This is a genomic window from Brachybacterium sp. GCM10030252, from assembly GCF_042666535.1.
Lineage (GTDB): Bacteria > Actinomycetota > Actinomycetes > Actinomycetales > Dermabacteraceae > Brachybacterium.
This window is the reverse complement of the sequence record NZ_JBHTDM010000004.1, coordinates 171,543-196,611: the sequence shown is the minus strand read 5'-3', so window position 1 is coordinate 196,611 and position 25,069 is coordinate 171,543. Positions and strand designations below refer to the sequence as shown.

The following is a 25,069-nucleotide window of genomic DNA, read 5'->3' as shown; positions in this document are numbered from 1 at the left end:
GCGTCCTCACGCGGCGAAAGCGCGCATCAGGTCCCGGACGGCGGTGCGACCTGCCCGGTTCGCACCGATGGTCGAGGCGCTCGGTCCGTACCCGAGCAGATGGACACGGGCATCGCCCGCCACGGCGGTGCCCTCGAGGGAGATCCCGCCGTGCTCGTTGTGCAGCCCAAGTGGGCTGAGATGTCGCAGCTCGTGCCGGAACCCCGTGGCCCACAGGATCACGTCCACAGGGGTCTCGCTCCCGTCGGCCTCGAGAACCTCGTCCTCGGTGATGCGGGTGAACATGGGACGACGTTCGAGGATGCCGCGACGCTGGGCCTCGCGCAGAGCCGGAGTCCACACCAATCCGGTCGCGGAGACGACGCTCCGCACCGGCAGTCCGCGGGCCACGCGCTCGCTGACTGCTGCCACGGCCTCCCGACCGAACTCCTCGGTGAAGGGCCGGTCCTCGAAGCGTGGCTCCCGGCGGGTGTACCAGAAGGTGGTCGCGACCTCGGCGATCTCCTGCAGGTGACCGAGGGCGCTGATACCGCCGCCGACGATTGCGACGCGTTGCCCCGCGAAGTCCTCGGCGCGCACATAGTCCACGGTGTGCAGCTGACGGCCCCGGAAGTCTCCGGCCCCCGGGTAGGCGGGCCGGAACGGCCGGGTCCAGGTCCCGGTGGCGTTGAGGACCGCGCGGGTGCGGATCGGTGCCCGAGGCGTGCCGTCGGCGCCGACGGAGTGGACCAGCAGCGGGGCACGGCCCGCCCCGGAGCCCGAGTCGCGGCGGGGACCGACGTCGGCATCAGTGGCGGCGTCGGCGGACGGGTCCTCCTCGACCAGCGTCACGCGGACGGGGCGTTCGACGGGGACCTCGAAGCGCTGCTCGAAGTCCGCGAAGTAGTCGGGTACCGCACGGCGCGCGGACACGTCGGCAGCGGCGTCCACCCGGGGCATGCCGGGCAGTTCGCGGATGCCGTTGACGGTGGCCATGGTCAGGCTCTCCCAGCGGTGGCGCCAGGCCCCGCCCGGGCCCGTCTCGGCATCCAGTACCACGAAGGTCCCCACGCCCGGAACCGGGTTCTCCCCGAGCGCGTCCGCGGTCTGCCGGTCGGCGCCGGCTGCGGGACGCACCCCACGACGCAGCAGGTGATAGGCGACGGACAGGCCGGCCTGCCCGGCCCCGATCACCACGACGTCGGCGGTGCGCACGGAGGTCTCCACACCCCCTCGAACCTCCCGGCCGCTTGCGCTGTTCCGGGAGGCGAGCTGTGTCACCTCTGAGGGGCGGGTACGGCGTTCTGGGACGAGGGCACCGGCGGCTGCGAGAGCTCTGAGGGCCCCGGGGCCTCTGCCGGCGTGGAGGAGGTGACCGGCCGACCATCCGGATCGTCGATGCTCGCGCTCCGGGAGGCGGAGACGGTTCCAGGGACGGCTGCCCGGGCCGCCGCCAGGCCGCGCTCGAGATCGGCGGCGAGATCCTCGAGGTCCTCGAGACCGACGCTGAGGCGCACGGTGCCCGGGCCGACGCCGCAGGCGAGGCGCTGGACCTCGGTGAGATGGGAGTGGGTGGTGGTGGCGGGGTGGCACACCAGGGAGCGCGCATCACCGATGTTCACGGCGAGGGTCCACAGCGTCAGCGCATCGCAGAAGGCCGCGGCGGCCGCCTCTCCCCCGTCGAGCTCGAGCGAGAACACGCCGGAGGTCCCGCGAGGGAAGTCGCGGTCGGCGACGGCGGCGTCGGGCCGGCCCGGGATGCTCGGGTGGTTGACCCGCGTGAGCCCGGCGGAGCCGTGCAGCCGAGCCGCCAGGGCTGCGGCGTCGGCGCTGATCTTGCGCATCCGCAGGTCGAGGGTCTCGATGCCGACGAGGATCTGCTGGGCGCTGGCCGCGGGAAGGGTGGCGCCGAAGTCGGTGACGTATTTGGCGCGCGCGTAGGCGAGGAAGCCGGAGCAGCCGCCGTCGTACTCGTCGGCGAAGGTGACGCCGAACCGGCGATTGGGGGTGGTCAGCCGCTGCCACCGCTCGGGACATCGGCGCGGGTCGAAGCTGCCGGTGTCGACGATCAGCCCGGCGATGGTGGTGCCGTGGCCGCAGAGGTACTTCGTGGCGGAGTGGACGACGATGTCCGCCCCGTGCTCGCCCGGGCGGTAGAGCGCCGGACTGGCCAGGGTGGAGTCGACGACCACGGGCACGTCGCGGGCGTGGGCGATGGCGCTGATGGCATCGAGGTCGACCAGCTGGGCGCCCGGGTTGGCGATGGACTCGACCAGGACCGCGCGGGTCTGCGGCGTGATGGCCTGTTCCCACGCGTTCAGGTCCCAGGGGTCGACCGTGGTGGTGGTGACCCCGAGGTCGGCCAGGGTGTCGTCGAGGAACTCGGTGGTGCCGCCGTACAGCAGCTCGGAGGCGACCACGTGGCTGCCGGGCTCGAGCAGGGCGCACAGGGCGATCGTGGTGGCCGCCTGTCCGCTGGCCACGGCGATCGCTCCGATCCCGCCCTCGAGCGCGGTGATCCGCTCCTCGAGCACGGCTGTGGTGGGGTTCCCCGATCGTGAGTAGGCGAAGCCCTCGCAGCGCCGGGCGAACAGGTCCTTCAGGGAGCTGTGGTCGCGGTGGGCGTAGGCGCTGGTGGAGTAGACAGGAGGCACGACGGCGCCATGGGTGTCGTCGCCTCGCCACCCGGCGTGTATCGCTGCGGTGCTCACAAGGGCCTCCCTGGTGCGTCGTTCATCGGCGACCTCGGTTCGATCGCGGTCCTGTCAGGATCGAGGACGCTTCGTCCTGGCGACGAGGACTGTGACGAACTGTTTCGGACGGCCGACGGACAGGAGGCCGCTGCGGGGTCTGGGCTCAGGCCGGGGTGCCGTCCGCCGCCCAGACGCCGGAGGTGCCGCGGCGATGGGAGCCGACGAGGTGGGTGTCGACGATCCCGAGCGCCTCCATCAGCGCGAACATCGTCGTCGGGCCGACGAAGCGGAACCCACGACGCTTCAGCTCCTTGGCGGCGGCGATCGACTCGGCGCTGGTGGTGGGAACATCGGCGGGCGTCGTGGGCATCGGGGTGCGCTCGGGACGGTAGGACCACACGAGGTCGGCGAGGCTCGCCCCGGGGCCGAGGTCGCCACGGGCGCCGATCCCCTCGGCGCTGCGCAGGTCGATGGTTGCGCGCGCGTTGGAGATCGTGGCCTGGATCTTGCCGCGGTGGCGGATGATGCCGGTGTCGGTGAGCAGCCGCTCCACATCCTGCGCCGTGAAAGCTGCGACCGCCTCGACCTCGAACCCGGCGAAGGCCCGGCGGAAGCCCTCGCGCCGACGCAGGATCGTCGCCCAGCTCAGGCCCGACTGGAAGCCCTCGAGGGCGAGTCTCTCGAAGACTCCGCGTTCGTCGCGGACGGGCATGCCCCATTCGGTGTCGTAGTACTCCCGCAGGTCGTCGTGCACGGAGGCCCACGTGGGCCGGGCGAGCCCGTCCGGTCCCACCACCACTGCGGGGACGGGCGCCGGCGCCTCGGCCCCCGGACCCGCCGGGGAGCTCGGGCCGGGTTCAGTCATCGATCGCGCCGATCGGCTCGCGCTTCTCGGCCTGGAACTGGTCCTCGATGCGGCCCAGCGCCCAGTAGGCGGAGATCGAGACCTGCTCACGCGGAATGCCGGCCTCCTTGACCAGGATCCGGCGCAGCTGCTTGGTCAGGCCCCGCTCGGCATGGCAGAAGACCCCGAAGCGCTCGGGGACGGAGAGATCGAGCGCGGAGACCTCCTCCAGCAGCTGCTCGCGGGCCCCGATCACCCAGCGCAGCTCGATCCCTGCCGGGTGGGGCAGGTCGAGCTGGTCCTCGTCGTGATCGAGGTGGATCAGTGCCACGCCGGTGGCGGAGGGGTCCATGGCCTCGAGGGACGCCGCGATGGCGGGCAGGGAGGCGTGGTCGCCGATCAGCAGGTGGGACTCCGTGGAGGCGGCCGGCGTGTAGTCGCCGCCGGCGCCCATCAGGGCGATGCGGTCACCGGGAAGCGCGCCGTCGGCCCAGCGTGCGGCCACGCCGCTGTCCTCCCCGTCGCCGTGGAGGACCACGTCGATATCCAGGCTCCGGGCCTCGTCGTCCCAGTGGCGCACGGTGTAGGTACGCCGGGCGGGCAGCAGATCCGGGTGCTGCTCTCGCAGCGCGTCGAGGTCGTAGGGAGGCTGCAGCCCGGCGGCCGGATCGGCGATCAGCAGCTTGACGTAGGCGTCGGTGTGATCGTTGCGGTTCAGCTGCGAGTACTCCTGACCGCCCAGCGTGACCCGCAGCAGTCGGGGCGAGATGCGGGTCTTGCCCGTCACCTCCAGCACGGCCTGCTTCCGCGGTCGCGTGGGTCCGCGCTGTGCGGTGGCGGTGGACGCGGATCCGGCTGAGGTGCTCTCCATGCGTCCCACATTACGCGACGACCCTGTTTCGTAAATAGTTGCCCGGGGCGGCCCGCGCCCCGCTGCGGCCCCGACCGCCGTGTCGGTTCCGATCAGTTCCGTGCGGACGAACAGATCGGGACCCCGCGCGACAGTGCGTTCCGGACCTGTCCGACCGGAGCGGTTCCGCGTAGGCTCACCGTTGTGAGCGCATCCCCTTCGCCCGAGGTCGACGCCGTCGTCGTCGGCTCCGGCCCCAACGGCCTGGCCGCTGCCGTCACCCTGGCCCGGGCCGGGCTCACGGTCGAGGTGCTCGAGGCGCAGGAGACCGTCGGAGGCGGAGCCCGGACCCTCGATCTGGAGCTCGCCCCCGGGCTGGTGCACGACATCTGCTCGGCGGTCCAGCCCATGGCGCTGGCGAGCCCCTTCTTCCGCGCGTTCGACATCGCCTCCCGCGGCGTGACCATGGTCGCCCCGGAGGCCTCCTACGCGCAGCCGCTGGATGACGAACCGGCGGCGATCGCCTGGCATGACGTCGAGCGCACGGCCGACGGGCTCGGCGCCGACGGGACGGCCTGGCGCGCGACCCTGGGAACGCTGTCGAGGAACTGGGAGCTGGTGGTCCAGCTCGCCCTCGGCGACAAGCGCTCGGTGCCACCAGCGGCCCTGACCCCGCGCACCCTTGCGGTGGCACCGCTGTTCGGTGCGCTGCTCGGGGCCCAGGGGACGCCGGCCTGGGATCTCCCCTTCCGCACGGATCGGGCGCGCGCACTGCTCGGCGGCGTCGCCGCGCACGCCATCGGCCGCATGCCCTCCCTGGGCCTCAGTGCGACGGCGTCCTTGCTGGGCACGCTCGCCCACGGCACCGGCTGGCCGATCCCCGTCGGCGGCTCCCAGACGATCATCGACGCGCTGGCCGCGGACCTGCGCGAGCACGGCGGGCAGATCCGCACCGGCCACCGCGTGCGAACCTGGCGCGACGTCCCACCCGCCCGCGCGGTCCTGCTCGACACGCCTGCCGGGGCGGCGGCGGACATCCTCGCCAACCGTCTGCCCCGCTCCCTCGAGCGCTCCCTGCGCCGCTTTCCGCACGGCAACGCCGCCGCGAAGGTCGACTTCGTCCTCTCCGGCCCGGTGCCCTGGCGCGATCCCGACGTGGCCCGCGCCGGGACCCAGCATCTCGGCGGCACCCGGGAGCAGATGGCTGCCGCCGAGGCCGACGTCGCCGCGGGCCGGGTTCCCGCGCGCCCCGTGACCCTGGTCAGCGATCCTTCGATCGCCGATCCTGGCCGGATCCACGACGGTCTCCGCCCCGTGTGGGCATACGCGCACGTGCCGGCCGGAGACACCACGGACCCGACAGAGCTGGTCATCCGCCAGATCGAGCGCTTCGCGCCGGGGTTCCGCGACGTGGTCGTCGCCTCCCGTGGGGTCTGTGCCGCGGACATGGCCGAGCACAATCCTGCTCTGGTCGGCGGGGACATCTCCATGGGCCGGGTGACGATGGCCGACATGATCGCCCGCCCCACCGCACGGTGGGATCCGTACCGGCTGGCAGAGACCGGCTGGTACCTCTGCTCGGCGGCCACCCCGCCCGGCCCGGGGGTCCACGGCATGAGCGGCTGGCACGCCGCGCAGCGCGTGCTGCAGCGCGAGTTCGGGATCGACGAGCTGCCGGATCTGGGCCCCGCCGGTTCGGCCCCGCCGACTGCCTGAGCGGCTGAGTACCAGGCGCCTGCGCACCTGAGCGTGCCGGCCCGCTGATCCAGCGCGCCCACTCCGTGCGGTGAGTTCTGCCGACGGCCCGGGGTGGAGTCCTGATTGATCTTTCTTCTACCGTGGAGGCCACCCGGAGCCTCCGGGTGCCGCTCTGTCCCCCGAAAGGACGCTCACATGGCCTCTTCCTCCGCATCCCGCTTCCCTGCCCTCCGTGACCCCGCACTCCTGATCGCTCGGCTCGTCGTCGGCGTCGTCTTCATGGCGCACGGATGGCAGAAGATCGGCCAGAACGGACTCGGGGCGACCACCCAGGGATTCGAGGGCATGGGCATTCCCGCTCCCGGGATCGCCGCGCCGGTCGTCGCCTTCGCCGAACTGATCGGCGGCGCGCTGCTGATCCTGGGCCTGTTCACCGGGCTCGCCGGCGTGGTCCTCGCCGTCGACATGGCCGTGGCCGCCTTCATGGTCCACGTTCCCGCCGGGCTGTTCGTGGCCGAGGGTGGCTGGGAGCTCGTCGGCGTCCTCGGCGTCTCCGCACTCGTGCTCGCCGCCGTCGGCCCCGGAACGATCGCCCTGGACCGCTTCGTCGGCGGCGGCTCGACGGGACGGCGCAGCTCGGCGCGCTCCGCCTCGGCGTCCTGAACCATCCGGGGCGGCCCGGCTGCTGCCGGTGACAGACAGCCGCCGGTGGCCGGGTCGCCCGCGCGATGAGCTCTCCCGGCGTGCCCGGGAATGCCCGTTTCATGAGCCCCATCACGCCGACAGCTTCGTCACATCCGCGCCGGTGACATTGCCGCGCGCGCCGTATCTGGCGCAGGATCGCTCACCGTGAATTCTTCCGACACCCCCGATCCGACCGCGCCGCTGCCCGATCAGCCGGGCGGCGACGGTGGCGCGACCGCCGTCGCCACCGGCGAGAAGGATCTGCACAATCCTTCGGGCAAGACCTTCCTCGGACAGCCGCGCCCGCTGGCGAACCTCTTCAGCGTCGAGCTGTGGGAGCGCTTCAGCTTCTACGGCATGCAGGGCATCCTCGCGCTGTACATGTACTTCGAGGTCACCCGCGGCGGGCTCGGGATCGACGAGACGGTGGCGGCGAGCATCGTCGGCGCCTACGGCGGCTCCGTCTACATCTTCTGCATCATCGGCGCGCTGGTCTCCGACCGCCTGCTGGGCCCGGAGAAGACGCTGTTCATCAGCGCCGTGATGATCATGCTCGGCCACATCGCACTCGCGCTGGTGCCGGGCGTCCCGGGTCTGATCGCCGGTCTGCTGCTGGTGGGCGTCGGCTCCGGCGGGCTCAAGGCGACCGCAGCGACCCTGGTCGGTTCGCTGTACGACGTGAGGGACACGCGCCGTGACGCGGGCTTCTCGATCTACTACATGGGTGTGAACATCGGCGGCCTGTTCGGCCCGCTGATCACCGGTTTCGCCCAGCAGCAGTGGGGCTTCCACCTCGGCTTCGGCCTCGCCGCGGCCGGCATGGCCATCGGACTGACCCAGTACGTCCTCACCCGTGGTGGCCTGCCGGCCACCGCCCAGGTCGTCCCGGATCCCCTGCCGCGCTCGAAGTTCGCGGTGTGGGCGGCGGTCGCCGTCGGCGTCGTGGCCCTGGTGATCGCCCTGGTCCTCGCCGGCGCGATCCACCCCGGCAATCTGGCGAACATCATGACGGGCCTGTCCGTCGCCGGCGCCGTGGTCATCTTCGCGATGCTGCTGATCTCGAAAAAGGTCACCGCCGACGAGCGGTCCCGGGTGGTGGCGTTCATCCCGCTGTTCATCGGGACCGCCGCGTTCTTCGCGCTGTTCCAGCAGCAGTTCACCGTGATCACGCTGTACTCGGACAGCCGGCTGGACCGGGAGCTGTTCGGCGTCCTGGGCATCCCCACCTGGGAGATGCCCATCCCATGGGTGCAGTCGTTCAACCCGTTCTTCATCATCGTCCTGGCCCCGCTCTTCGCAGCGCTGTGGACCAAGCTCGGCCGCCGCCAGCCGGGCACCCCGGTGAAGTTCGCGATCGGCATCATGCTGATGGGCTCCGCCTTCGTGCTGTTCCTGCCCATGGCCTCCGTGGTCGCCGTGCCGGTGCTGTGGGTCGCGATGATCATGCTGGTCGCCACGCTCGGTGAGCTCTCCCTGTCCCCGGTGGGTCTGTCCCTGGCCACGAAGCTGGCGCCCTCGGCGTTCCCGGTGATGATGATGGCGCTGTACAACCTCTCGGTGGCGCTGGGCACCTCGCTCTCCGGGGCGCTGGCGCAGTTCTACTCGCCCGAGAACGAGGTCGCCTACTTCGGCGTGCTCGGCGCGGTGACCATCGGCATCGGCCTGATCATGCTCGCCATCGCCAAGCCGGTGACCAAGGGCATGCGCGGGGTGCTCTGACCAGCCTGCCTGCGGGCGATACTGCACGCTCCCAGGGAGAGGCCGCCCGCTCGACGAGGACATTCGTACCGCCGGCCCGGGGACAACGCGCACTGCCGGGACCGGTGCCGCCGCTCATAGTGTCGCGGACATGGATCGCACGAGTCACCTGACCAACGCCCACCCCGCTCCGCGCGGCCCAGCCGTCTCCGCCGGTTCATGGGACTGCTCGCGGCCGCCGCCATGGCCGCCGCCGTCTGGACCATCGCGGTGCCCGTTCTCGGCGTCGAACTCGATGTCGCCGAGGTCCCCGGCGGACCCGTCGGTGCTCGCACGGTGGGGCTCGCTGCCGTCGTGGGTTCCTCCCTGCTCAGCGGAGCGCTCGGTTGGATCGTCCTCGCAGTCCTGGAGAGGTGGACGGCTCGCGGCCCACGGCTGTGGCGAGGCATCGCAGTCACCATCGCCGTCCTCTCCTTGGCCTCACCGCTCACCATGACCGGCGACGTCGGCGCCGCGATCACGCTGAGCCTGCTCCACCTCGTGGTGGCCGCCGTGGTCGTGGGAGCATTCACCGGCGTCACCGGGCGTCCCGAGCCCGCGGTGCGACCGGCCGAGTCCCGATGACGGCCCGATCCCACGGCGCAGGCCGGCCCGCAGCCGCGGTCGCCATGGGCCCGGGTCCCGGGAGCCGCGGCTGCGCGTACGATTCTGCCGGGGCCCGCGATTCTGCCGGGGCCCGCCCCTTCGACCGTGATGAGACGAGACTGCCGACGACGCCGACGACGGAGCGCTGCGCGCGATGACTGCGCGGGATACGAGGACGATGGACACGGATGGCCGTGCCGATGCCGCGTCGGGTCCCGCGGCCGGCCGCTGCCCCGACCTGCCCGGCCCGAGGGGCGGCCGGTGGAGACGATTCGGCCCGTGGCTGGTGCTGGCGTGGCCTCCCCTGCTGCTGGGGGCGTTCCTGGTCGTGGCCGTGCAGGAGCGACGCTGGCTCGACCTGGCCCTCATGCTCGCGCTGTGCGCGTCCTTCGCGGCCGCCATGATCGTCGTCCTCCGCCCCTCACGAGCCCGACGGCGCCGGCTGACGCCCGTCCTGCTCCTCGCCCTCGAGGGCGTCCTGGCCGGTGCGATTCTCCTGACCGGCACCTCAGCCGACGGTCCGGGCCTCGCCTTCGCGACGCTGCCGCTGGTCGCGATCACCGCCAGTGTGGTGCTCCCGCCCGACACCGGTCCGGCAGCGATCGCCCTGATCACGGTCGTGACGGTTGCCGTGGCCATGCTGGCCCGCGTCGACGCGGGCGTGGTCGCTGGCCTGGCCGTCACCACTCTGCTCAGCGGAATGGGTTCCTACGTCGTCCACCGCCTCGCTGCGACGGTCACCGAGCTTGACCGGACCCGGCGCGAGCTGGCCGAGGCAGCGGTGGCGGCCGAGCGGCTGCGGTTCTCGCGTGACCTGCATGATCTGCTGGGCCACACCCTGTCGGTGATCGTGGTGAAAGCCGAAGCGGTGCGTCGGCTGGCCGAGGCCGATCCGGCATCGGCGACCGCCCACGGCGCAGACATCGAGTCCTTGGGGCGCACCGCGCTCGCGGAGGTCCGGGACGCCGTAGCGGGCTACCGTGACGGCGGACTCGAGGACGAGCTGACCCGTGCCGGGGCGGCGCTGCGTGCCGCCGGGATCCGCGTCAGGATCGACCCGCCTCCGCCCGGGCTCGACCAGGACTCTCAGGCCGTCCTGGTCTGGGTGATCCGCGAGGGCGTGACGAACGTGGTCCGCCACGCGCGGGCGCAGCATTGCCACATCGTCGCGGCAGTCGACGCGAATGCGACACAGCTCGTCGTCGCCGACGACGGGCCCGGGACCTCCCGACCGTTCCGTGCCGGAGCGGGTCTGCGAGGCCTCCGAGAGCGTATCGATGAGCATGGTGGAACGCTCACGGCCGGGCCGACGAACGACGGTTTCCGTCTCGAGGCCACCCTCCCGGTATCCGCGGCCTGGGCCGCGTCGCCTCATGAAAGGAAGTCGTCGTCGCCGTGACCAGAGTACTGCTGGCCGAGGACCAGGCGATGCTGCGATCCGCGCTGGCCTCGCTGTTGAAGCTCGAAGACGACCTCGAGGTCGTCGCCGAGGTGGCACGAGGTGACGAGATACTGCCGGCTGTCCGGCGGCACCGGGTCGATGTCGCACTCCTGGACATCGACCTCCCGGGTGGCAGCGGACTCGAGGCACTCCCCCGCCTCGCCGATGAAGCACCCTGGTGTGCCGCCATCATCGTCACGACCTTCGCGCGCGCGGCGTACTTGCGTCAGGCGATGGCCGACGGCGCGCGGGGATTCCTGGTCAAGGACGATCCTGCTGACCAGTTGGCCGCAGCGATCCGTCGAGTGCTCGCCGGGGAGCGGGTCGTCCAGCCGCGACTGGCGACCGCCGCCCTGAGCGCCCCGCCCAATCCGCTCACGGCTCGGGAGGCGGAGGTGCTGGTGCGGTCCCGCGGGGGCGCGACCGTCGCCGACATCGCCACGTCGGTGCACCTTTCCGAACAGACAGTGCGCAACTATCTCTCCTCGGCGATCGGCAAGACCGGTGCCCGCAATCGCGCCGAGGCCGAGGCCCTGGCGCGTGAGCACGGCTGGGTCGATCCGGCGCTCTAGACTCGTCGGACCGAGAACAGAAGGAAGCACCCATGGCTCTGACCTCCGACCGACCGCGTGCGTCGCTGACGCGTCGTGCCCTGCTGGCCGTCTCCGGCGTCGGCGCGCTCGCCCTGGCGGGGTGCACCGAGGATCCCGACGGGTCCACGGCCAAGGCCACCGCGAAGCTCTCCGAGTACGCCGACGCGTACGGCGACCATCCGATCCGTCAGGTCGGCTTCGACGTCCCCGAGGGCGGGGCCGCGCCGGAGACGTACACGGAACAGGGACAGTCGGCCCGCCACGACGTGCTGCAGGCCGCCAAGGAGGAGCAGGAGTGGACGGCGCAGGAGCCGCTGCTGGTGCTCGACCCCTACGGAACCACGCGCACGGGTCTGTACGTGTACTTCACCGTCGCCGCCGCCGGGCGGCTCTCGTACTCCGTCGAGGTCCTCGGCACCGAGGACTACTCGCGCACCGCCGCGAACCATGCGGCCGACGGGTCCGGCTTCGAGGGGCTGGTGATCGGTTTGGTCCCCGGCGCGCACAACGACCTCACCCTGACGTGGGAGCCCGAGAGGGGCGAGACGGTCACCTCCCGGGTGCACGTCAAAGCCCCCGCCGCTCTGTCGGACTACAGCACGCAGCTCTCCACCGAGATCCACGATGAGCAGGCTCTGACCCCTGGTCTGTTCGCCCTGGCCGGCGTGACCCGCCGGGAACCGGAGAACAGCTTCAACACGATCCTGTTCGACGAACGCGGCGTGCTGCGCGCAGAGTTCCGTTCGGGCGACCACAGTCAGCACAACTTCGTGAGCGAGGACGGACGCCTGGTGACCACCACCGGTGGGCGACAGGTCTCCGTCATCGACCCGCTGGGACACGCGAGAATCATCATCGATATCGACGGTCATCTCGCCCATCACGACCTCGATGTGGTGGGGGACGTCGCCTACCTGCTGACCTCGGCCGAGAACACCGATCGGGTCGAGGACCGGGTGATGCGCATCGACCTCACCTCCGGCGAGTCCGCCGAGTGCGTGGACCTGCAGAAAGTGTTCCCGGAGTACGAGAAGCTCGCGCACACCCAGGAGGGAGAGGCCGGAGGCACCACGGCGAAGGGCAAGGACTGGACGCACATCAACTCCATCCACGTCGCCGGCGGGGTCATGTACCTCTCCAGCCGCGAGACCTCCACCATCATCGCCCTGGACGATGCGCTCGAGGCCGATTCCGACCCCTCGGTGCGCTGGCTCATCGGAGCTCAAGGCCTGTACGCGGGCACCGAGCACGAGGACCAGTTCCTCAGCCCGGACGGCTCCCCCACCGAGATCGCCGGTCAGCACTCGGTGCGGCGGATCGACGACGACTCCCTGCCCGAGGGGCAGTACTACCTCGAGATGTACAACAACAACTGGTGGAACCTCGGCACCCGCGACGAGGAGGACTGGCTGGACCTGCAGCCGGAGGGATCCAGCACGGACGACATGGAGGGCACCAGTCACATCCTGCGGTACCTCGTCGACGAAAGCGCGGGCACCTTCGGCGAGGACCTGCGGGTCGACGTCGCCTACTCCTCCGTGGTCTCCAACGTCCAACGACTAGGCGGCGGCACCGTGGATGATCCGCTCGTGGTCAACTCCGGCCGGTACAACGAGTTCTCCGAGCGCGCGGCCGACGGCACCCCGCTGGCGCAGTACCGCTACGACTCCCAGAGCATGGCGTACCGGGTGTACAAGGACGGCTTCGAGGACTTCTGGTTCGCCGGGGCGTGAACGGGCGTCCATCCCCGCTAGCGGCTCTCGCTCTCCCCCGGGCCGTGCTCCTTGATCAGCTCGATCAGAGCCACCATCACCGCCGATGACCCGCTGTAGCGGTTGCCATCGCGTTCGAGCACGCCCATGGCGGCGAGGTCGGAGAGGTCGTGGGCGACGGCGAAGAGGCGCCTCAGCTCATCACGGTCCCACTCTCCGGTGGACGGATCCTGCGGGACCTCCGGCGCATCGGGTTCCTCCGAGAGGGCGTCGTGCAAGGTCAGGCCGCCCGGACCGCACGCCACCAGCAGGGCCGCGATCGTATCCGGCATGCCCATGAATCCACCGTCCGCCCCGTCGCGAGCGTCCTTGCCGAACAGTGTCGCGGTGAGCACGGCGTGACCGAACTCGACGAACCCGTCGGGATCCTCGGACGCCGGGACGAAGCGGACCGGCCCCGTCTCGCGCCGCACCCAGCCGGCGCCGATCTCCAGCCATCCCCCGTCCAGCAGTGCGATCCACGGCCCGGCGAGCTCTGGGTGGTCCCACATGCTCCGCACGCCCCGCTCGATCCCCATCTGTTCCAGCAGGGCTGCAGAATCGGCGCGGCCGAGGGCGTCGGTACCGGTGACCCGGCGGCCGTCGCCGACGAACTCCAGGACAGCCACCGCCCGCTGGACGAAGGAGTTGGCGGCGAACGCCTCGCGCTCCTGGCCGGGGTCGGTACCGGCCAGCGGATTGCCGATGTCCTCGTCCGGGGCCGGCAGGAACCAGGGCCAGGCCGAGGTCGATACGCCGGCGGCGGGGCTCTCGCGCGGCGCGGTGTCCGGATCGAACGGCGTCGAGGGATTCGCCAGCCGGCCGGTCTCGCTGAGCTCGAGGCGCTCCTCGTCGGGCAGCGAGTTGTACCAGTTCATGTAGATGGCCAGCTCGGCGTCGTCCTCGAGGTCGACGCCCTGGGCGAGGCCGTAGCCGAGGATGTTCGTGGAGAACGAGCGCCGGGACGGATCGTCGGCCGCCTCCAGCGTTGCGAACTCGAGGCTGCCCAGCAAAGTGGGGGCCTCCTGGGGACGCATGGAATCGGGATCCCACCTGCCGGTCGCCCGCAGGTAGGCGAAGAACTGCTTCAGGGTGGGAACCAGATCCATCACCTGCTCGCGAGGCTGGATGACTGTGCGCGGGACGACCTCGGTCAGCAGCGCCGTGGTCTGCTCCTCCCGCCACACGCCGGGCTCCGGGCTGCCCTGCTGCTCGGCCTTCAGCCGCAGCAGGGTCTCGAGGGTCTGCACCTCGGTGGCGACATCGGCACGCTCGTCATCGCTGCTGCGCCATGTTCCGTACTCGGCCAGCACCTGCTCTCTTTCCCGTTGCCACTGCTGCCGTGAGGCCGAGTCGTGCTCGTCCTGCGGGTGCCCGTGGCGCTTCTTGTCCGACATCCCTCCAGCATGACGCCCTGACGGCCATCCGGCCACCATGGCCGGGACATCGGGATTCATCCAGCGTTCATCGAGTGACCTCACAGAGGTCGCGTCCGGTCCTTAGGTTGGGAGCGCTTCCAGTCCTCGATCCCCCTGGGAACCTCCTCATGTCTGCATCCTCCTCCTCTCCCGCCCCTCTCCTCCCCGCCGGTGGCCCGGCCACGTCATCGGGCTCATCCCTGACCAGGCTGCTCTCCCTGGTCGCAGCTTTCGCGCTGCTGACGCCCTCGCTGCTCGCCCTGCAGGCGCTGCAGGCCCCGTCGGCATCCGCCGAGGTCACCGACGAGCAGCTCGCCGAGGGCGGCGTCCTGCCGGAGACCCGCAACTACCGGGTCGCCCCCGGGCTCGAGCTGACCAACTTCTCCCGCCTGGAGTCGGGCGGGTGGAACGAGGGCAGCGTGCTGACGGCGGACCTGCGCGAATCCAGCCTCTCGATGGACGTCGCCGACGGAGGGTCGGTCTCCGGTCGCGCCCCGCTGCAGGACGTGATGACCTCTGGTCCGCAGGGCGACCAGGCGGTCGCCGCCGTCAACGGCACCTTCTTCGACATCAACCACTCCGACGCCCCGATCTACACCTCCGTCTCCCGTGACGGGGTCCGGATGGGCTCGCCCACGCCCCGCCCGGCCTTCACCGTCGCCGACGGCCAGGCCGCCGTGCAGGCACTCTCGGCCACCGGCACCCTGACCCTGGACGACGGCAGCAGCCAGGAGCTCGCCGGAGTCAACAACCCCTCGATCTCCGAGGACGGCATCGGCCTGTACACCGCCGCCTGGGGCGACTACACGCTGGATCGGCCCGTCGGCGCCCCCGATGCCCCGGCCGGGAAGGTGGCACGCGCGAGCGTCGTCGACGGTGTGGTCACCGAGGTCAGCGGAATCCAGGAGACCGCCGGGGATCCCGACATCGCCGATGGCGAGCAGGTGCTGCTGGGCCGTGAGGCGGGGGCCGACGCGGTCGCCGCTCTCGAGGTGGGTCAGAGCGTCGAGATCGAGGTCGGCCCCAGCGAGGACGTCGATCTCGGCATCGCCGGTTCCCATCAGATCCTCGAGGACGGCACAGTGCCGGACATGGGCTCGGGCTCGCTGGTGACCGGGGAGCACCCGCGCACCGCCGTGGGCGTCAGCAAGGACGGCTCCGAGCTGTTCGTCATGGTCATCGACGGCCGCTCGTCCTCCTCGCGCGGCATGACGCTGCCCGAGGCGGGCAAGATCCTTCAGGACATGGGCGCCTACAACGCGCTGAACCTCGACGGCGGCGGCTCCTCGGCCCTGGCCGCACGCACGGCCGGCAGCGAGAGCTCCGCCATCTGGAACAGTCCCTCGGACGGCGAGGTGCGACAGGTCCCCAACGCGCTCGTGTTCTACTCCGACGCCCCCGCCGAAGAGCTCAGCGACGTGCAGGCGACCCCGGCGATCGACGAGGCCGACGCCGTCTTCCCCGGCATGCGGCGCACCTACGAGGCCACCGGCCTGGGCGCCAACCTCGAACCGCTGATGGCCGACGGCTCCTTCACCGCCGACGGTCCCGCCCGGGTCGAGACCTCCGACGCCGAGGGCGCCGTCGTGCGCGGCACCGAGCAGGGTGAGGCGACGGTGACCTACGCCGCGGAGGGTCACGAGGCCCGTCAGCAGCTGCGCGTGCTCGGCGATCCCGTCGTCCTGCAGGCCGATCGGCGCGCCGTGAACCTCGCCGACGCCGAGGATTCCGCGCAGCTGACGCTGTCCGGCCTGGACAGCGACGGCCAGCGTGCCCGCATCGAGACCGGGGACGCCGAGATCGACGTCGAGGGAGACTTCGAGGTCGCCGCCGACGGTGTGGGCAGCTGGTCGGTCCGCGCGACCGGCGACTCCGGCTCCGGCGCCGTGACGTTCACAGCAGGCGGCCTGTCCACCACGGTCGCCCTGACCCAGGGCACCGAGACCCAGCCGGTCTTCGACCTCACCGATCCGGCGGCGTTCAGCACCGCCACCGCCCGCGCCAGCGGTGAGATCGCCGCCGCCGACGGTCCGGTCGGCGAGGACGGCGCTGCCACTTCCGCGATCGGCATGACCTACGACTTCACCGCCTCGACCGCCACTCGTGGCTTCTACCTGGTGGCGAACGAGCCGAAGCAGGTCGAGGGCACGGCGCTCGCCTTCACCCTCGATGTGCGAGGGGATTCCAGCGGGGTGTGGCCCCGGCTCCAGGTGCGCGATGCGGAGGGCACCGTCACCAACCTCGACGCGGAGAACATCACCTTCGACGGCTGGCAGCAGGTGCGGTTCACCGTGCCCGAGGGCCTCGCCCAGCCACTGACCGTCGAGCGCCTGCGGATGATGGAGACGCGCCCCGAAGCGCAGTATCAGGGGGACATCGCGGTGGCGAACCTGCAGACGGTGACCACTCCCGTCGCGGACACTCCCGAGGAGCCGCGCGTCCACGATGCCGCCCTGCTCAGCCACGGGAGCGTGGCCGATCGCCCCCAGCAGATCGCCGTGATGAGCGATGCCCAGTTCATCGCCGCGAACCCGGACAGCGGTGCCGTCGAGGGCGCCCGGCGCACTCTGCAGGAGATCAAGGCTGCCCAGCCGGACCTGCTGGTGATCAACGGTGACCTCGTCGACGAAGGCTCGCCGGAGGATTTCGCCCTGGCCCAGCAGATCCTCGATGAGGAGTGGGGCGAGGACATCCACTACGTCTACGTGCCCGGCAACCACGAGATCATGGGCGGGGACATCGCGAACTTCGAGGACGCCTTCGGGCCGATCACCACCGAGCGGAACCTGGGGCGCACCAAGGTCGTCACGCTCAACACCGCCTCCGGCACCCTCGCCGGCGGCGGGATCGACCAGATCGCCCAGCTCGAGGAGACTCTGAGCGAGGTCGCCGCCTCGGACACGCTCACGGGCGTGACGGTCTTCTTCCACCATCCGCCGACGGATCCGCTGCCGAGCAAGGCCAGCCAGCTCGCCGACCAGCGCGAGGCGCGGGCGGTGGAGGACGCGCTGGCGGAGTTCCGCCGTTCCTCCGGGAAGTCGGCGGCGCTGATCAACTCCCATGTGGGCGTCTTCCACGGCTCGGCGGTCGAGGGCGTGACCACCCTGATCAACGGCAACTCCGGGAAGTCGCCTGCCGGCACCCCGGAGACCGGCGGTTTCACCGGGTGGACGATGCTGGGGATCAGTCCCGGCGCCGGTGTGGTGGGACAGGACCCCACCACGGCCGACCGGGTGAACTGGCTCGCCGCCGAGACCCATCCGTGGGTCGATGAGATCTCCCTGGAGGCGAGCTCGGGGCTGCCCGTCGGTGGCGTCGGCTCCGCCGCGGCGTCGTTCACGCAGGACGGCCGCACCGTGCCGGTGGCCTGGCCGGTCACCGCGCAGTGGGGCGGTGAGGGCGTGCAGGTCGACGGTGGCTCACCGACCTCTCCGGCCGACGGGGCAGAGATTGCGACCGTGGCCTCCGGTGACGCGCCGGAGCAGGCCGACGCCGGCGCCGTGGTCCGGGTGAACCCGGTGACCGGCGAGATCACCGGGCTGCGCCCAGGTACCGCGACGGTGCAGGTCACGGTGAACGGCCGGAGCGCCGAGAGCACCGTGACCGTGGTCGGTGGCGAGCCCGGACCGGGCCCGGACAAGCCCGGCAATGGTCATGGCAGCGGCAACGGTCACGGCAATGGCAACGGCAATGGTCATGGCAACGGCAACGGGAAGGGGAACGGCAAGGGCTCCGGCCGGAGCCCCGCGCCCGCGGACCCGCAGGATGAGGAGTAACCCGCGGCCCTTCCCCTGATGCGGACGCGGCCGCCCGGAGAGATCCGGGCGGCCGCGTCCTTGTCCGCTTCCACTGCCGGCGCACATCGGCGCAGGCTCTGGAGAGTCCCCTCAGGGACAGCTCACATCAGACCAGTTCGATCGTGGCGTCCTTGTCGTTGAGCACGATGACAGGAGTGATGGTCGGATGCCCGGCGTTGCGGATCGCTCCCAGGTCGACCCGCAGCAGGGGCGTCCCCGCGCTGACGCGCTGGTCGACCTCGACGAGCGGGGTGAAGCCCTCGCCCTTCATCTGCACGGTGTCCAGGCCCACGTGGATCAGCAGCTCGGTGCCGTCGTCCAGCAGCAGCGCGACGGCGTGCCCGGTCTCGAACACATGCTTGACGGTGCCGGCGGCGGGGGCGACGACCTCGCCGTCGATCGGCTCGATGGCGATGCCGGGACCCATGATCCCTTGCGCGAACGTCGGGTCCGGCACGTCGGCCAGTGCAACCTCGGCGCCCTGGAGCGGGCGGCGCAGACGCACCAGGTGACCGGCCCGCGTCATGGTGGCGAGGCCGCCGGCCGGCGCATCGGCCGCGGCGGAGCCCTCGTCCCCGCCGCGCTCCGGCTCGGCGACCGCGGCGGGATCAGCGACGGGGGCGGCCTGCCCGCTCATTATCCGGTCCATCGCGTCCTTGACGAACTGGACGTTCAGTCCGTAGATGACCTGGACCGAGCCACCACCGGGCTTCATCGTGCCCGCGGCCCCGGCGCGCTTGAGCGCCGCGTCGTCGATCACCGAGGGATCGGCGACCTGCATCCGCAGACGGGTCGCGCAGTGCTCGAGGTCGAGGATGTTGTCCTTGCCGCCCAGGGCACCGAGGAACGAGGTCGCCGTGGCGAGATACTTCTCGTCGCCGGTGGCGGCGTCTCCGCCGGCCGGGGCGCCGACGAGGTCCTCGTCCTCACGGCCGGGCGTCTTCAGATCGAAACGCTTGATGATCGCGTAGAACACCACGAAGTAGACGACGAACCAGAACACGCCCATCACGGGGATCAGCCACGGGTTCTGAGCCATGGGATTGACCCAGCCGAGCACCAGGTCGATGAAGCCGCCGGAGAAGCCGAAGCCCATGCGTACCGGGAGCATGGCGCTGACCGCCATGGAGATGCCGGTGAACAGGGCGTGGACGACGTACAGACCCGGGGCGAGGAACATGAAGGAGAACTCGAGAGGTTCGGTGACACCCACGAAGAAGGACGCGATCGCGCTGGAGAGCAGCACGCCGGCGGCGATCTTGCGGCGCGAGGACTTCGCGGTCACATACATCGCCAGCGCCGCGCCGGGCAGCCCCAGCATCATCACCGGGAAGAATCCGGTCATGTACTGGCCGGTGACCCCGTAGGTGCCGGAGCCGTCCAGGAAGTTGTTGAGGTCGTTGATCCCGGCCACGTCGTACCAGAACACGGAGTTCAGCGCGTGGTGCAGGCCCAGCGGGATCAGAAGACGGTTCAGGAATCCGTAGATGCCCACACCCAGCGGGCCGAGGGTCAGAATGAACTCACCGAAGTCGACCAGGCCGCCATAGACGAGAGGCCACAGGAAGAACAGCGCCAGTGCCAGAACCAGCGAGATCCCGGCGGTGATGATCGCGACGGAGCGGCGGCCGGAGAAGAAGGCCAGTGCGTCGGGCAGCTTCGTGTCCTTGAACTTGTCATAGGTGTAGGCGCCGATGAGCCCACACAGAATGCCGACGAAGACATTCTCGACCTGGCCGTAGGCCGGATCGACGGCGCCTTCCTCGATGCTCCGGAACAGCGCCACGCTCTCCGGACTCAGCAGCGTGGTCACCGTCAGCCACGAGACCAGACCGGCCAATGCGGAGGTGCCGTCGGGCTTCGTGGCCATGCCGATGGAGACACCGATGGCGAACAGCAGCGCGAGATTCCCCAGTAGCGCACCGCCGGCGGTGGTGAGGAAGACACCGGCAAGATTGTTCTCGTCGCCGGTGGCGGTGAGGATCCAGTAGCCGAGGCCATTGAGGATGGCGGCGACGGGGAGAACGGCCACTGGCAGCATCAGGGATCTGCCGAGTCGCTGGAAGAACTTCATCGAAACCTCTCAGGGTTGTGAGCGCACCGAAAGTACCCGGCGGCGTCGCCGCGCGGTGCGCTCAAGGGATCAAGCACCTATTGTGCACACCTGTTGTGTTCCGGGCCCCGCCGGCGCCCCTCTGGACCGATCGAGATGACCTACGCCATAGGAGTCATGCCCGCCGGTGCGCCGCCGTCCCCGCTACAGCGACTTGAGCCGCACGTTGCCCTCGTCGAGGCGCTTCTGCGCACGGGCGATCGTGTGTGAGTCATAGGTCCCGGTGGAGCGGGCGTGATTCAGGGTGTCCTGCTGGGCGTCGAACAGCAGCTCCATCAGTTCGGGGTACTGAGCGCGCACCGGATCGTCCTCGCTCTCGCTGCCGCCCCGATCCGTCAGCTTCGCGTACATCGTCTGGGCCCGCTCGATCACCGTGGGGTCGAAGGGGGTGCCGTCCCTGCGCCGGAGATCCGGGTTCTCGAGCACCTGACCGACGGCCGCCTCTCCCAGCTCGGTGAGCAGCAGGGACAGCTCGCGCTGGGCCTGCTCCTCGTCGGTACCGCGGACCCCGAGCACACGGATCAGCAGCGGCAGCGTGCTGCCCTGGCCCACCAGGGTCACCAGCGCCACGACGAAGGCGACCAGGATCAGCTGCGTGCGATAGGGGAAGTCGGTGGGCAGCGACTGGGCCGCGGCAAGGGTGACCACGCCGCGCATGCCGGACCACGCCAGCACGGCCCCGCCGCGCCAGCCGAGGCCGTTGCCGGCATAGAAGCGGGCGTCCGCATGGTGACGCTGCAGCCAGCGCCGGATGCGCGGCCCGCGGGGGTGCTGCTGGAAGCGCTCGTCCTCGGAGACGTGCTCGAGGATCTCGCCGAAGCGGCGGGCGCGCTCCTCGTGGTCGGAGCGACGCGCACGGGCGGTCAGCACCAGCGGGATCACGAATCCGGCGCGGACGATCCCGAGCACAACGGTCAGCGCCAACCCGATCCACACCGCGTTCCAGACGGACAGGCCGACATTCTCGACGTCGTCGACCAGGGTGACCAGCTGCAGGCCCATCAGCAGGAACACCCCGTTCTCCAGCAGCAGCTGCACGGTCAGCCAGTTCGTGCGTTCGGCGTTGCGGTCCTGCACGCTGAGGCGCCGCACGCCCATCGCTCCGGTGACCAGCCCGGCAGCGACCACAGCGAGCACTCCGGAGGCATCGGCGAGCTCGGCGGGAAGGAAAGCGATGAAGGGGACGACGAAGGAGATCGCCGTGGTCAGCGCCGGCTGGTCGATCTTGGAGCGGATGCGTACCGCCAGGAATCCGACCGCCACTCCGACGAGGACTGCGACCACCACGGCGTAGACGAAGTCCCCGGCGGCCTCCCGGAAGGAGAACGCGCCGGCCGTGGCGGCGACCGCGGTGCGCAGGAGAACCAGCGCGGTGGCGTCGTTGACCAGACCCTCACCCTCGAGGATCGTCAGCAGACGCGGCGGCAGGCCGAGGCGCTTGCCGATCGAGGTGGCGGCGACAGCGTCGGGCGGGCTGACGACGGCCCCCACGGCTACCGCCGCCGCGAAGTTCAGGTCGGGGAAGATCCACCACAGCACACCGCCGATCGCGAAGGCGGAGACCAGCACCAGGACCACCGATAGAGCGCCGATCGTGCGCAGGTCCCGTCGGAAATCCATCACCGGCATGTTCACTGCCGCCGAGTACAGCAGCGGCGGCAGCACGACGGCGAGGATCAGGCCCGGCTCAGGCGCGATCGGTGGCATGCCCGGCACGAGGCTGAGTCCGAGGCCGACGAGGACGAGCAGGATCGGGGTGGCCAGGCCCAGCTTCTTCGCGAAGTAAGACGCCGCGACGATGATCAGCACGGCCACCACCGCGACCATCTCGAACTGCTCGAGCTCCACAACGGTTCCTCACGCTCGGGGGGCGGATGTACGTGCGGGGCCTGGGCCGGTGAGTGCCGCGGTCCCCCGAATCCGACGTTCTCGTCACCCGATCCTAGGCGTGCCCGCTGGTCACCTTCTCCGTGCCCGTCGGTCGCTGCACGCTCGGCTGCCGCACTCCGCCACCCGGAGACGGCCAGGCACGTCCTCGCCCCCTGCCCAGGTCACCGCAAGTTCTCGCAATGTCCAAGCACAGGACACCTCGACGTCCCACATTCCGGCGGCAAATCAGTGGAAACTAGGTGCACAGGCACGCCACACTGCAGATGCTCGGTCCGCTCCGAGGGTTCCACCATAGGGCCGAGTGGATCGACACTCGCGTCCGTCGGAAGGAGGTGGCGGCGATGTCGCAGGTCCGGGTCTACAACCTCGGCTACGACCCCGAGACGGGGATCGGCGAGCTGCTGCACACCACCACCGTCCGCCACGCCTTCGGCATGATCCGCCGCGAGGTGGCCAACCCCGTCGAGCTGACGATGGTGATGGACCGGATCGTGCCCACGGCGCTCGAACTGACCCGCGAGCTCAGCGGCGCATGGGTCGAGGGCGGCGGACGGCGTTCGATCGGCTTCTCGTTCCGCGCCATCCACGAGCGCGACCACTGGACGTGCGCCTATTGCGGTCGCAGCGTGTCGAAGACTCCCGCCACGGAGGCGCTGCTGGCCACCGTGGACCACATCATGCCGATCTCGCGCGGCGGCCCGTCCTCTTGGCTCAACCTGGTCTCGGCGTGCAAGGAGTGCAACAACCGCAAAGCCGATCGCACGCCGCAGGAAGCAGGCATGGACCTGCGCTTCGAACCGTACGACCCGGCGCGGGCGTACCGCGTCGGCGGGCATGTCGAAGCGCTGCCCGTCCTGGCCGTCGCCTCATAGGATCGCCGCCTCCTGGGCTCAGTCAGCTCAGAAATCCATGGAATGGGCGGAGCCTGCGCCGATGCGGCGCAGGTGGACGCGGCGAGCCAGTCGAATGGCGGGTCGAATGGTCATCTGGATGCTCCCGATGAGGAACAGCCAGGTCCCCAGAGACATCAGCTGCTCGGAGAAGAAGCAGATCGAGCCGATGATGAACCAGAGCCCGATCAGCACATCGTTGGCGATGCTCGCGGCCTCGTACCTGTTGCTCAGCTCGAGCTCGTGGCGACCGATGCGCAGCTCCAGCGCCGCGTCGCCCTGGTCCTGCTGATGCCCCATGTCCGCTCCCTCGAAACCGGCTCCACGCGTGCCCGGGTGACATCCTCTCACCGGCCGCTCGCTCGCCCTCGCCTGCCGCGGGACCGTACCGCGATGCGCAAACCGTCACACCTCCACCCGTTTATCTCATAGAAGAGATACGGTGTGGACCATGACCGTCAACGAGACGTATCTCGCCCGCATCGGCACTCTTATCCGCGACGCCCGTCAGCACTCCGGCCTCACGCAGGCCGAACTCGCCGCTCAGCTGAAGACCAGCCAGAGCGCCGTGAACCGCATCGAGAAAGGCCAGCAGAACTTGACTTTGGAGACCGTCTCGAGGATCGGTTCCGCCCTGGACTCGGAGCTGGTCGGGCTCGGCACCGCCGGCCCCAGCCACCTGCGCGTGCAGGGGCAGACGACCCTCAGCGGCTCGATCGAGGTCAAGACCAGCAAGAACGCCGGCGTGGCCCTGCTGTGCGCCTCGCTGCTGAACACCGGCACGACCGTCCTGCGCCGAGTGGCCCGGATCGAGGAGGTCAATCGCCTGCTCGAGGTGCTCACCTCCATCGGCGTGAAGGCGCGCTGGCTCAATGCCGAGAACGATCTCGAGCTGCAGGTTCCCGAGCAGCTCGATCTCGCGTCCATCGATGCCGACGCTGCCCGCCGCACGCGCAGCATCATCATGTTCCTGGGCCCGCTCATGCACCGCGCCGAGAAGTTCCAGCTTCCCTACGCCGGCGGCTGCGACCTCGGTACCCGCACCGTCGAACCGCACATGACCGCCCTGCGGCCCTTCGGCCTGGACGTCGTGGCCACCGAGGGTCATTACCAGGCCACGGCGACGCCGGGTGTCGGTCCGCGCCGTCCCATCGTGCTCACCGAACGCGGTGACACGGTGACCGAGAACGCGCTGCTGGCAGCAGCCACGTACGAGGGCGAGACGGTCATCCGCAACGCCAGCCCCAACTACATGGTCCAGGACCTGTGCTTCTTCCTCGAGAAGCTCGGCGTGCGGATCGAGGGCATCGGCACCACCACGCTGACGATCCACGGTGCCTCCGACATCCGCACCGATGTCGAGTACGCCCCCAGCGAGGACCCGATCGAGGCCATGAGCCTGATCACCGCCGCGATCGTGACCCGCTCGAGCATCACGGTGCAGCGCGTTCCGATCGAGTTCATGGAGATCGAGCTGGCGATCCTCGAGGAGATGGGCTTCCGCTACGACCGCTCCGCAGAGTACGTGGCCCGCAACGGGCAGACGCGACTGGTGGACATCACCACCCAGCCCTCGGATCTCAAAGCGCCCATCGACAAGATCCACCCGATGCCGTTCCCCGGCTTGAACATCGACAACCTTCCCTTCTTCGCCGTGATCGCCGCAACGGCGGAGGGGCAGACGCTGCTGCACGACTGGGTCTACGAGAACCGGGCGATCTACCTCACCGAGCTGACCAAGCTCGGGGCCAACATCAAGCTCATGGATCCGCACCGGGTGCTGATCGAGGGCCCGACGCATTGGAGCGGCACGGAGATCGTGTGCCCGCCGGCCCTCCGGCCCGCCGTGGTGATCCTGCTCGCGATGCTCGCCGCGAAGGGCACCTCGGTGCTGCGCAGCGTCTACGTCATCAATCGCGGTTACGAGGACCTTGCCGAGCGGCTGAACGCTTTGGGCGCTCGGATCGAGACCTTCCGCGACATCTGAGCCCGGGCGACAGCCCTCCGCGTTCACTGCTCGCGACGGTCGTCCCCGTTCACTGCTCGCGTCGTCCCCGTTCACTGCTCGCGTCGTCCCCGTCGTGA

At 70.4% G+C, this 25,069-nt stretch carries 17 protein-coding genes and 1 pseudogene; 10 read left to right on the top strand and 8 right to left on the bottom strand.

Annotated features, from left to right (window positions below; genetic code table 11):
• Window positions 1-6 precede the first annotated feature (6 nt).
• The 4 genes from ACFQRJ_RS02615 to ACFQRJ_RS02600 all read right to left on the bottom strand — a co-directional run bounded on the left by ACFQRJ_RS02615 (window position 7) and on the right by ACFQRJ_RS02600 (window position 4,387).
• Window positions 7-1,194, bottom strand: coding sequence for an FAD-dependent oxidoreductase (locus ACFQRJ_RS02615; protein WP_377016738.1), 1,188 nt, complete (start codon window positions 1,192-1,194; stop codon window positions 7-9).
• A gap of 62 nt (window positions 1,195-1,256) precedes the next feature.
• Entirely contained in the window at window positions 1,257-2,690 is a 1,434-nt protein-coding gene (locus ACFQRJ_RS02610; RefSeq protein ID WP_377016736.1) for an O-acetylhomoserine aminocarboxypropyltransferase/cysteine synthase family protein, read from the bottom strand.
• 145 nt (window positions 2,691-2,835) lie between these two features.
• Window positions 2,836-3,537, bottom strand: coding sequence for a DNA-3-methyladenine glycosylase I (locus tag ACFQRJ_RS02605; protein ID WP_377016734.1), 702 nt, complete (start codon window positions 3,535-3,537; stop codon window positions 2,836-2,838).
• Complete coding sequence (locus ACFQRJ_RS02600; protein WP_377016732.1) at window positions 3,530-4,387, bottom strand: siderophore-interacting protein; 858 nt, start codon at window positions 4,385-4,387, stop codon at window positions 3,530-3,532. Before ACFQRJ_RS02600 ends, ACFQRJ_RS02605 begins: the two co-directional genes overlap by 8 nt.
• Before the next feature lie 183 nt (window positions 4,388-4,570).
• Here ACFQRJ_RS02600 and ACFQRJ_RS02595 point away from each other — a divergent pair, with 183 nt between their 5' ends.
• From ACFQRJ_RS02595 to ACFQRJ_RS02565, 7 genes and pseudogenes are all read left to right on the top strand, one after another.
• Window positions 4,571-6,082 carry a phytoene desaturase family protein gene (locus ACFQRJ_RS02595; RefSeq protein WP_377016730.1) on the top strand — a complete coding sequence of 504 codons (1,512 nt, stop codon included), beginning with the start codon at window positions 4,571-4,573 and terminating at the stop codon, window positions 6,080-6,082.
• Between the two features lie 177 nt (window positions 6,083-6,259).
• Window positions 6,260-6,727 carry a DoxX family protein gene (locus tag ACFQRJ_RS02590; RefSeq protein WP_377016728.1) on the top strand — a complete coding sequence of 156 codons (468 nt, stop codon included), beginning with the start codon at window positions 6,260-6,262 and terminating at the stop codon, window positions 6,725-6,727.
• Between the two features lie 186 nt (window positions 6,728-6,913).
• A complete protein-coding gene (locus tag ACFQRJ_RS02585) occupies window positions 6,914-8,467 on the top strand; it encodes a peptide MFS transporter (protein WP_377016726.1) in 1,554 nt (517 codons plus the stop codon).
• Between the two features lie 183 nt (window positions 8,468-8,650).
• Window positions 8,651-9,070: pseudogene (locus ACFQRJ_RS02580) on the top strand (DUF6069 family protein); the annotation flags it as partial.
• Between the two features lie 307 nt (window positions 9,071-9,377).
• Complete coding sequence (locus ACFQRJ_RS02575) at window positions 9,378-10,490, top strand: sensor histidine kinase (RefSeq protein WP_377016724.1); 1,113 nt, start codon at window positions 9,378-9,380, stop codon at window positions 10,488-10,490.
• A complete protein-coding gene (locus tag ACFQRJ_RS02570; protein WP_377016722.1) occupies window positions 10,487-11,104 on the top strand; it encodes a response regulator in 618 nt (205 codons plus the stop codon). The genes ACFQRJ_RS02575 and ACFQRJ_RS02570 overlap by 4 nt, the downstream gene beginning before the upstream one ends.
• A 32-nt stretch (window positions 11,105-11,136) precedes the next feature.
• Entirely contained in the window at window positions 11,137-12,858 is a 1,722-nt protein-coding gene (locus tag ACFQRJ_RS02565; RefSeq protein WP_377016720.1) for an aryl-sulfate sulfotransferase, read from the top strand.
• A 17-nt stretch (window positions 12,859-12,875) separates the two neighbouring features.
• Here ACFQRJ_RS02565 and ACFQRJ_RS02560 read toward each other — a convergent pair whose 3' ends face one another.
• Window positions 12,876-14,273 carry a hypothetical protein gene (locus ACFQRJ_RS02560; protein WP_377016718.1) on the bottom strand — a complete coding sequence of 466 codons (1,398 nt, stop codon included), beginning with the start codon at window positions 14,271-14,273 and terminating at the stop codon, window positions 12,876-12,878.
• Between the two features lie 149 nt (window positions 14,274-14,422).
• Between ACFQRJ_RS02560 and ACFQRJ_RS02555 the strand changes: the two genes are divergently transcribed.
• The gene (locus ACFQRJ_RS02555) at window positions 14,423-18,070 is read left to right on the top strand and encodes a phosphodiester glycosidase family protein (RefSeq protein ID WP_377016716.1); all 3,648 of its coding nucleotides are present in this window, start codon (window positions 14,423-14,425) and stop codon (window positions 18,068-18,070) included.
• Between the two features lie 127 nt (window positions 18,071-18,197).
• Here ACFQRJ_RS02555 and nagE read toward each other — a convergent pair whose 3' ends face one another.
• The gene (nagE, locus tag ACFQRJ_RS02550; RefSeq protein ID WP_377016714.1) at window positions 18,198-20,165 is read right to left on the bottom strand and encodes an N-acetylglucosamine-specific PTS transporter subunit IIBC; all 1,968 of its coding nucleotides are present in this window, start codon (window positions 20,163-20,165) and stop codon (window positions 18,198-18,200) included.
• Window positions 20,166-20,348: 183 nt separating this feature from the next.
• A complete protein-coding gene (locus ACFQRJ_RS02545) occupies window positions 20,349-22,052 on the bottom strand; it encodes a cation:proton antiporter (protein ID WP_377016712.1) in 1,704 nt (567 codons plus the stop codon).
• A gap of 383 nt (window positions 22,053-22,435) precedes the next feature.
• On the opposite strand from ACFQRJ_RS02545, the gene ACFQRJ_RS02540 reads away from it, so the two are divergent.
• The gene (locus ACFQRJ_RS02540) at window positions 22,436-22,966 is read left to right on the top strand and encodes an HNH endonuclease (protein WP_377016710.1); all 531 of its coding nucleotides are present in this window, start codon (window positions 22,436-22,438) and stop codon (window positions 22,964-22,966) included.
• A 27-nt stretch (window positions 22,967-22,993) separates the two neighbouring features.
• Here ACFQRJ_RS02540 and ACFQRJ_RS02535 read toward each other — a convergent pair whose 3' ends face one another.
• Window positions 22,994-23,284, bottom strand: a complete 291-nt coding sequence (locus tag ACFQRJ_RS02535) for a YrhK family protein (RefSeq protein ID WP_377016708.1) — start codon at window positions 23,282-23,284, stop codon at window positions 22,994-22,996.
• Window positions 23,285-23,435: 151 nt separating this feature from the next.
• Between ACFQRJ_RS02535 and ACFQRJ_RS02530 the strand changes: the two genes are divergently transcribed.
• A complete protein-coding gene (locus ACFQRJ_RS02530; RefSeq protein ID WP_377016706.1) occupies window positions 23,436-24,971 on the top strand; it encodes a UDP-N-acetylglucosamine 1-carboxyvinyltransferase in 1,536 nt (511 codons plus the stop codon).
• Window positions 24,972-25,069 lie beyond the last annotated feature (98 nt).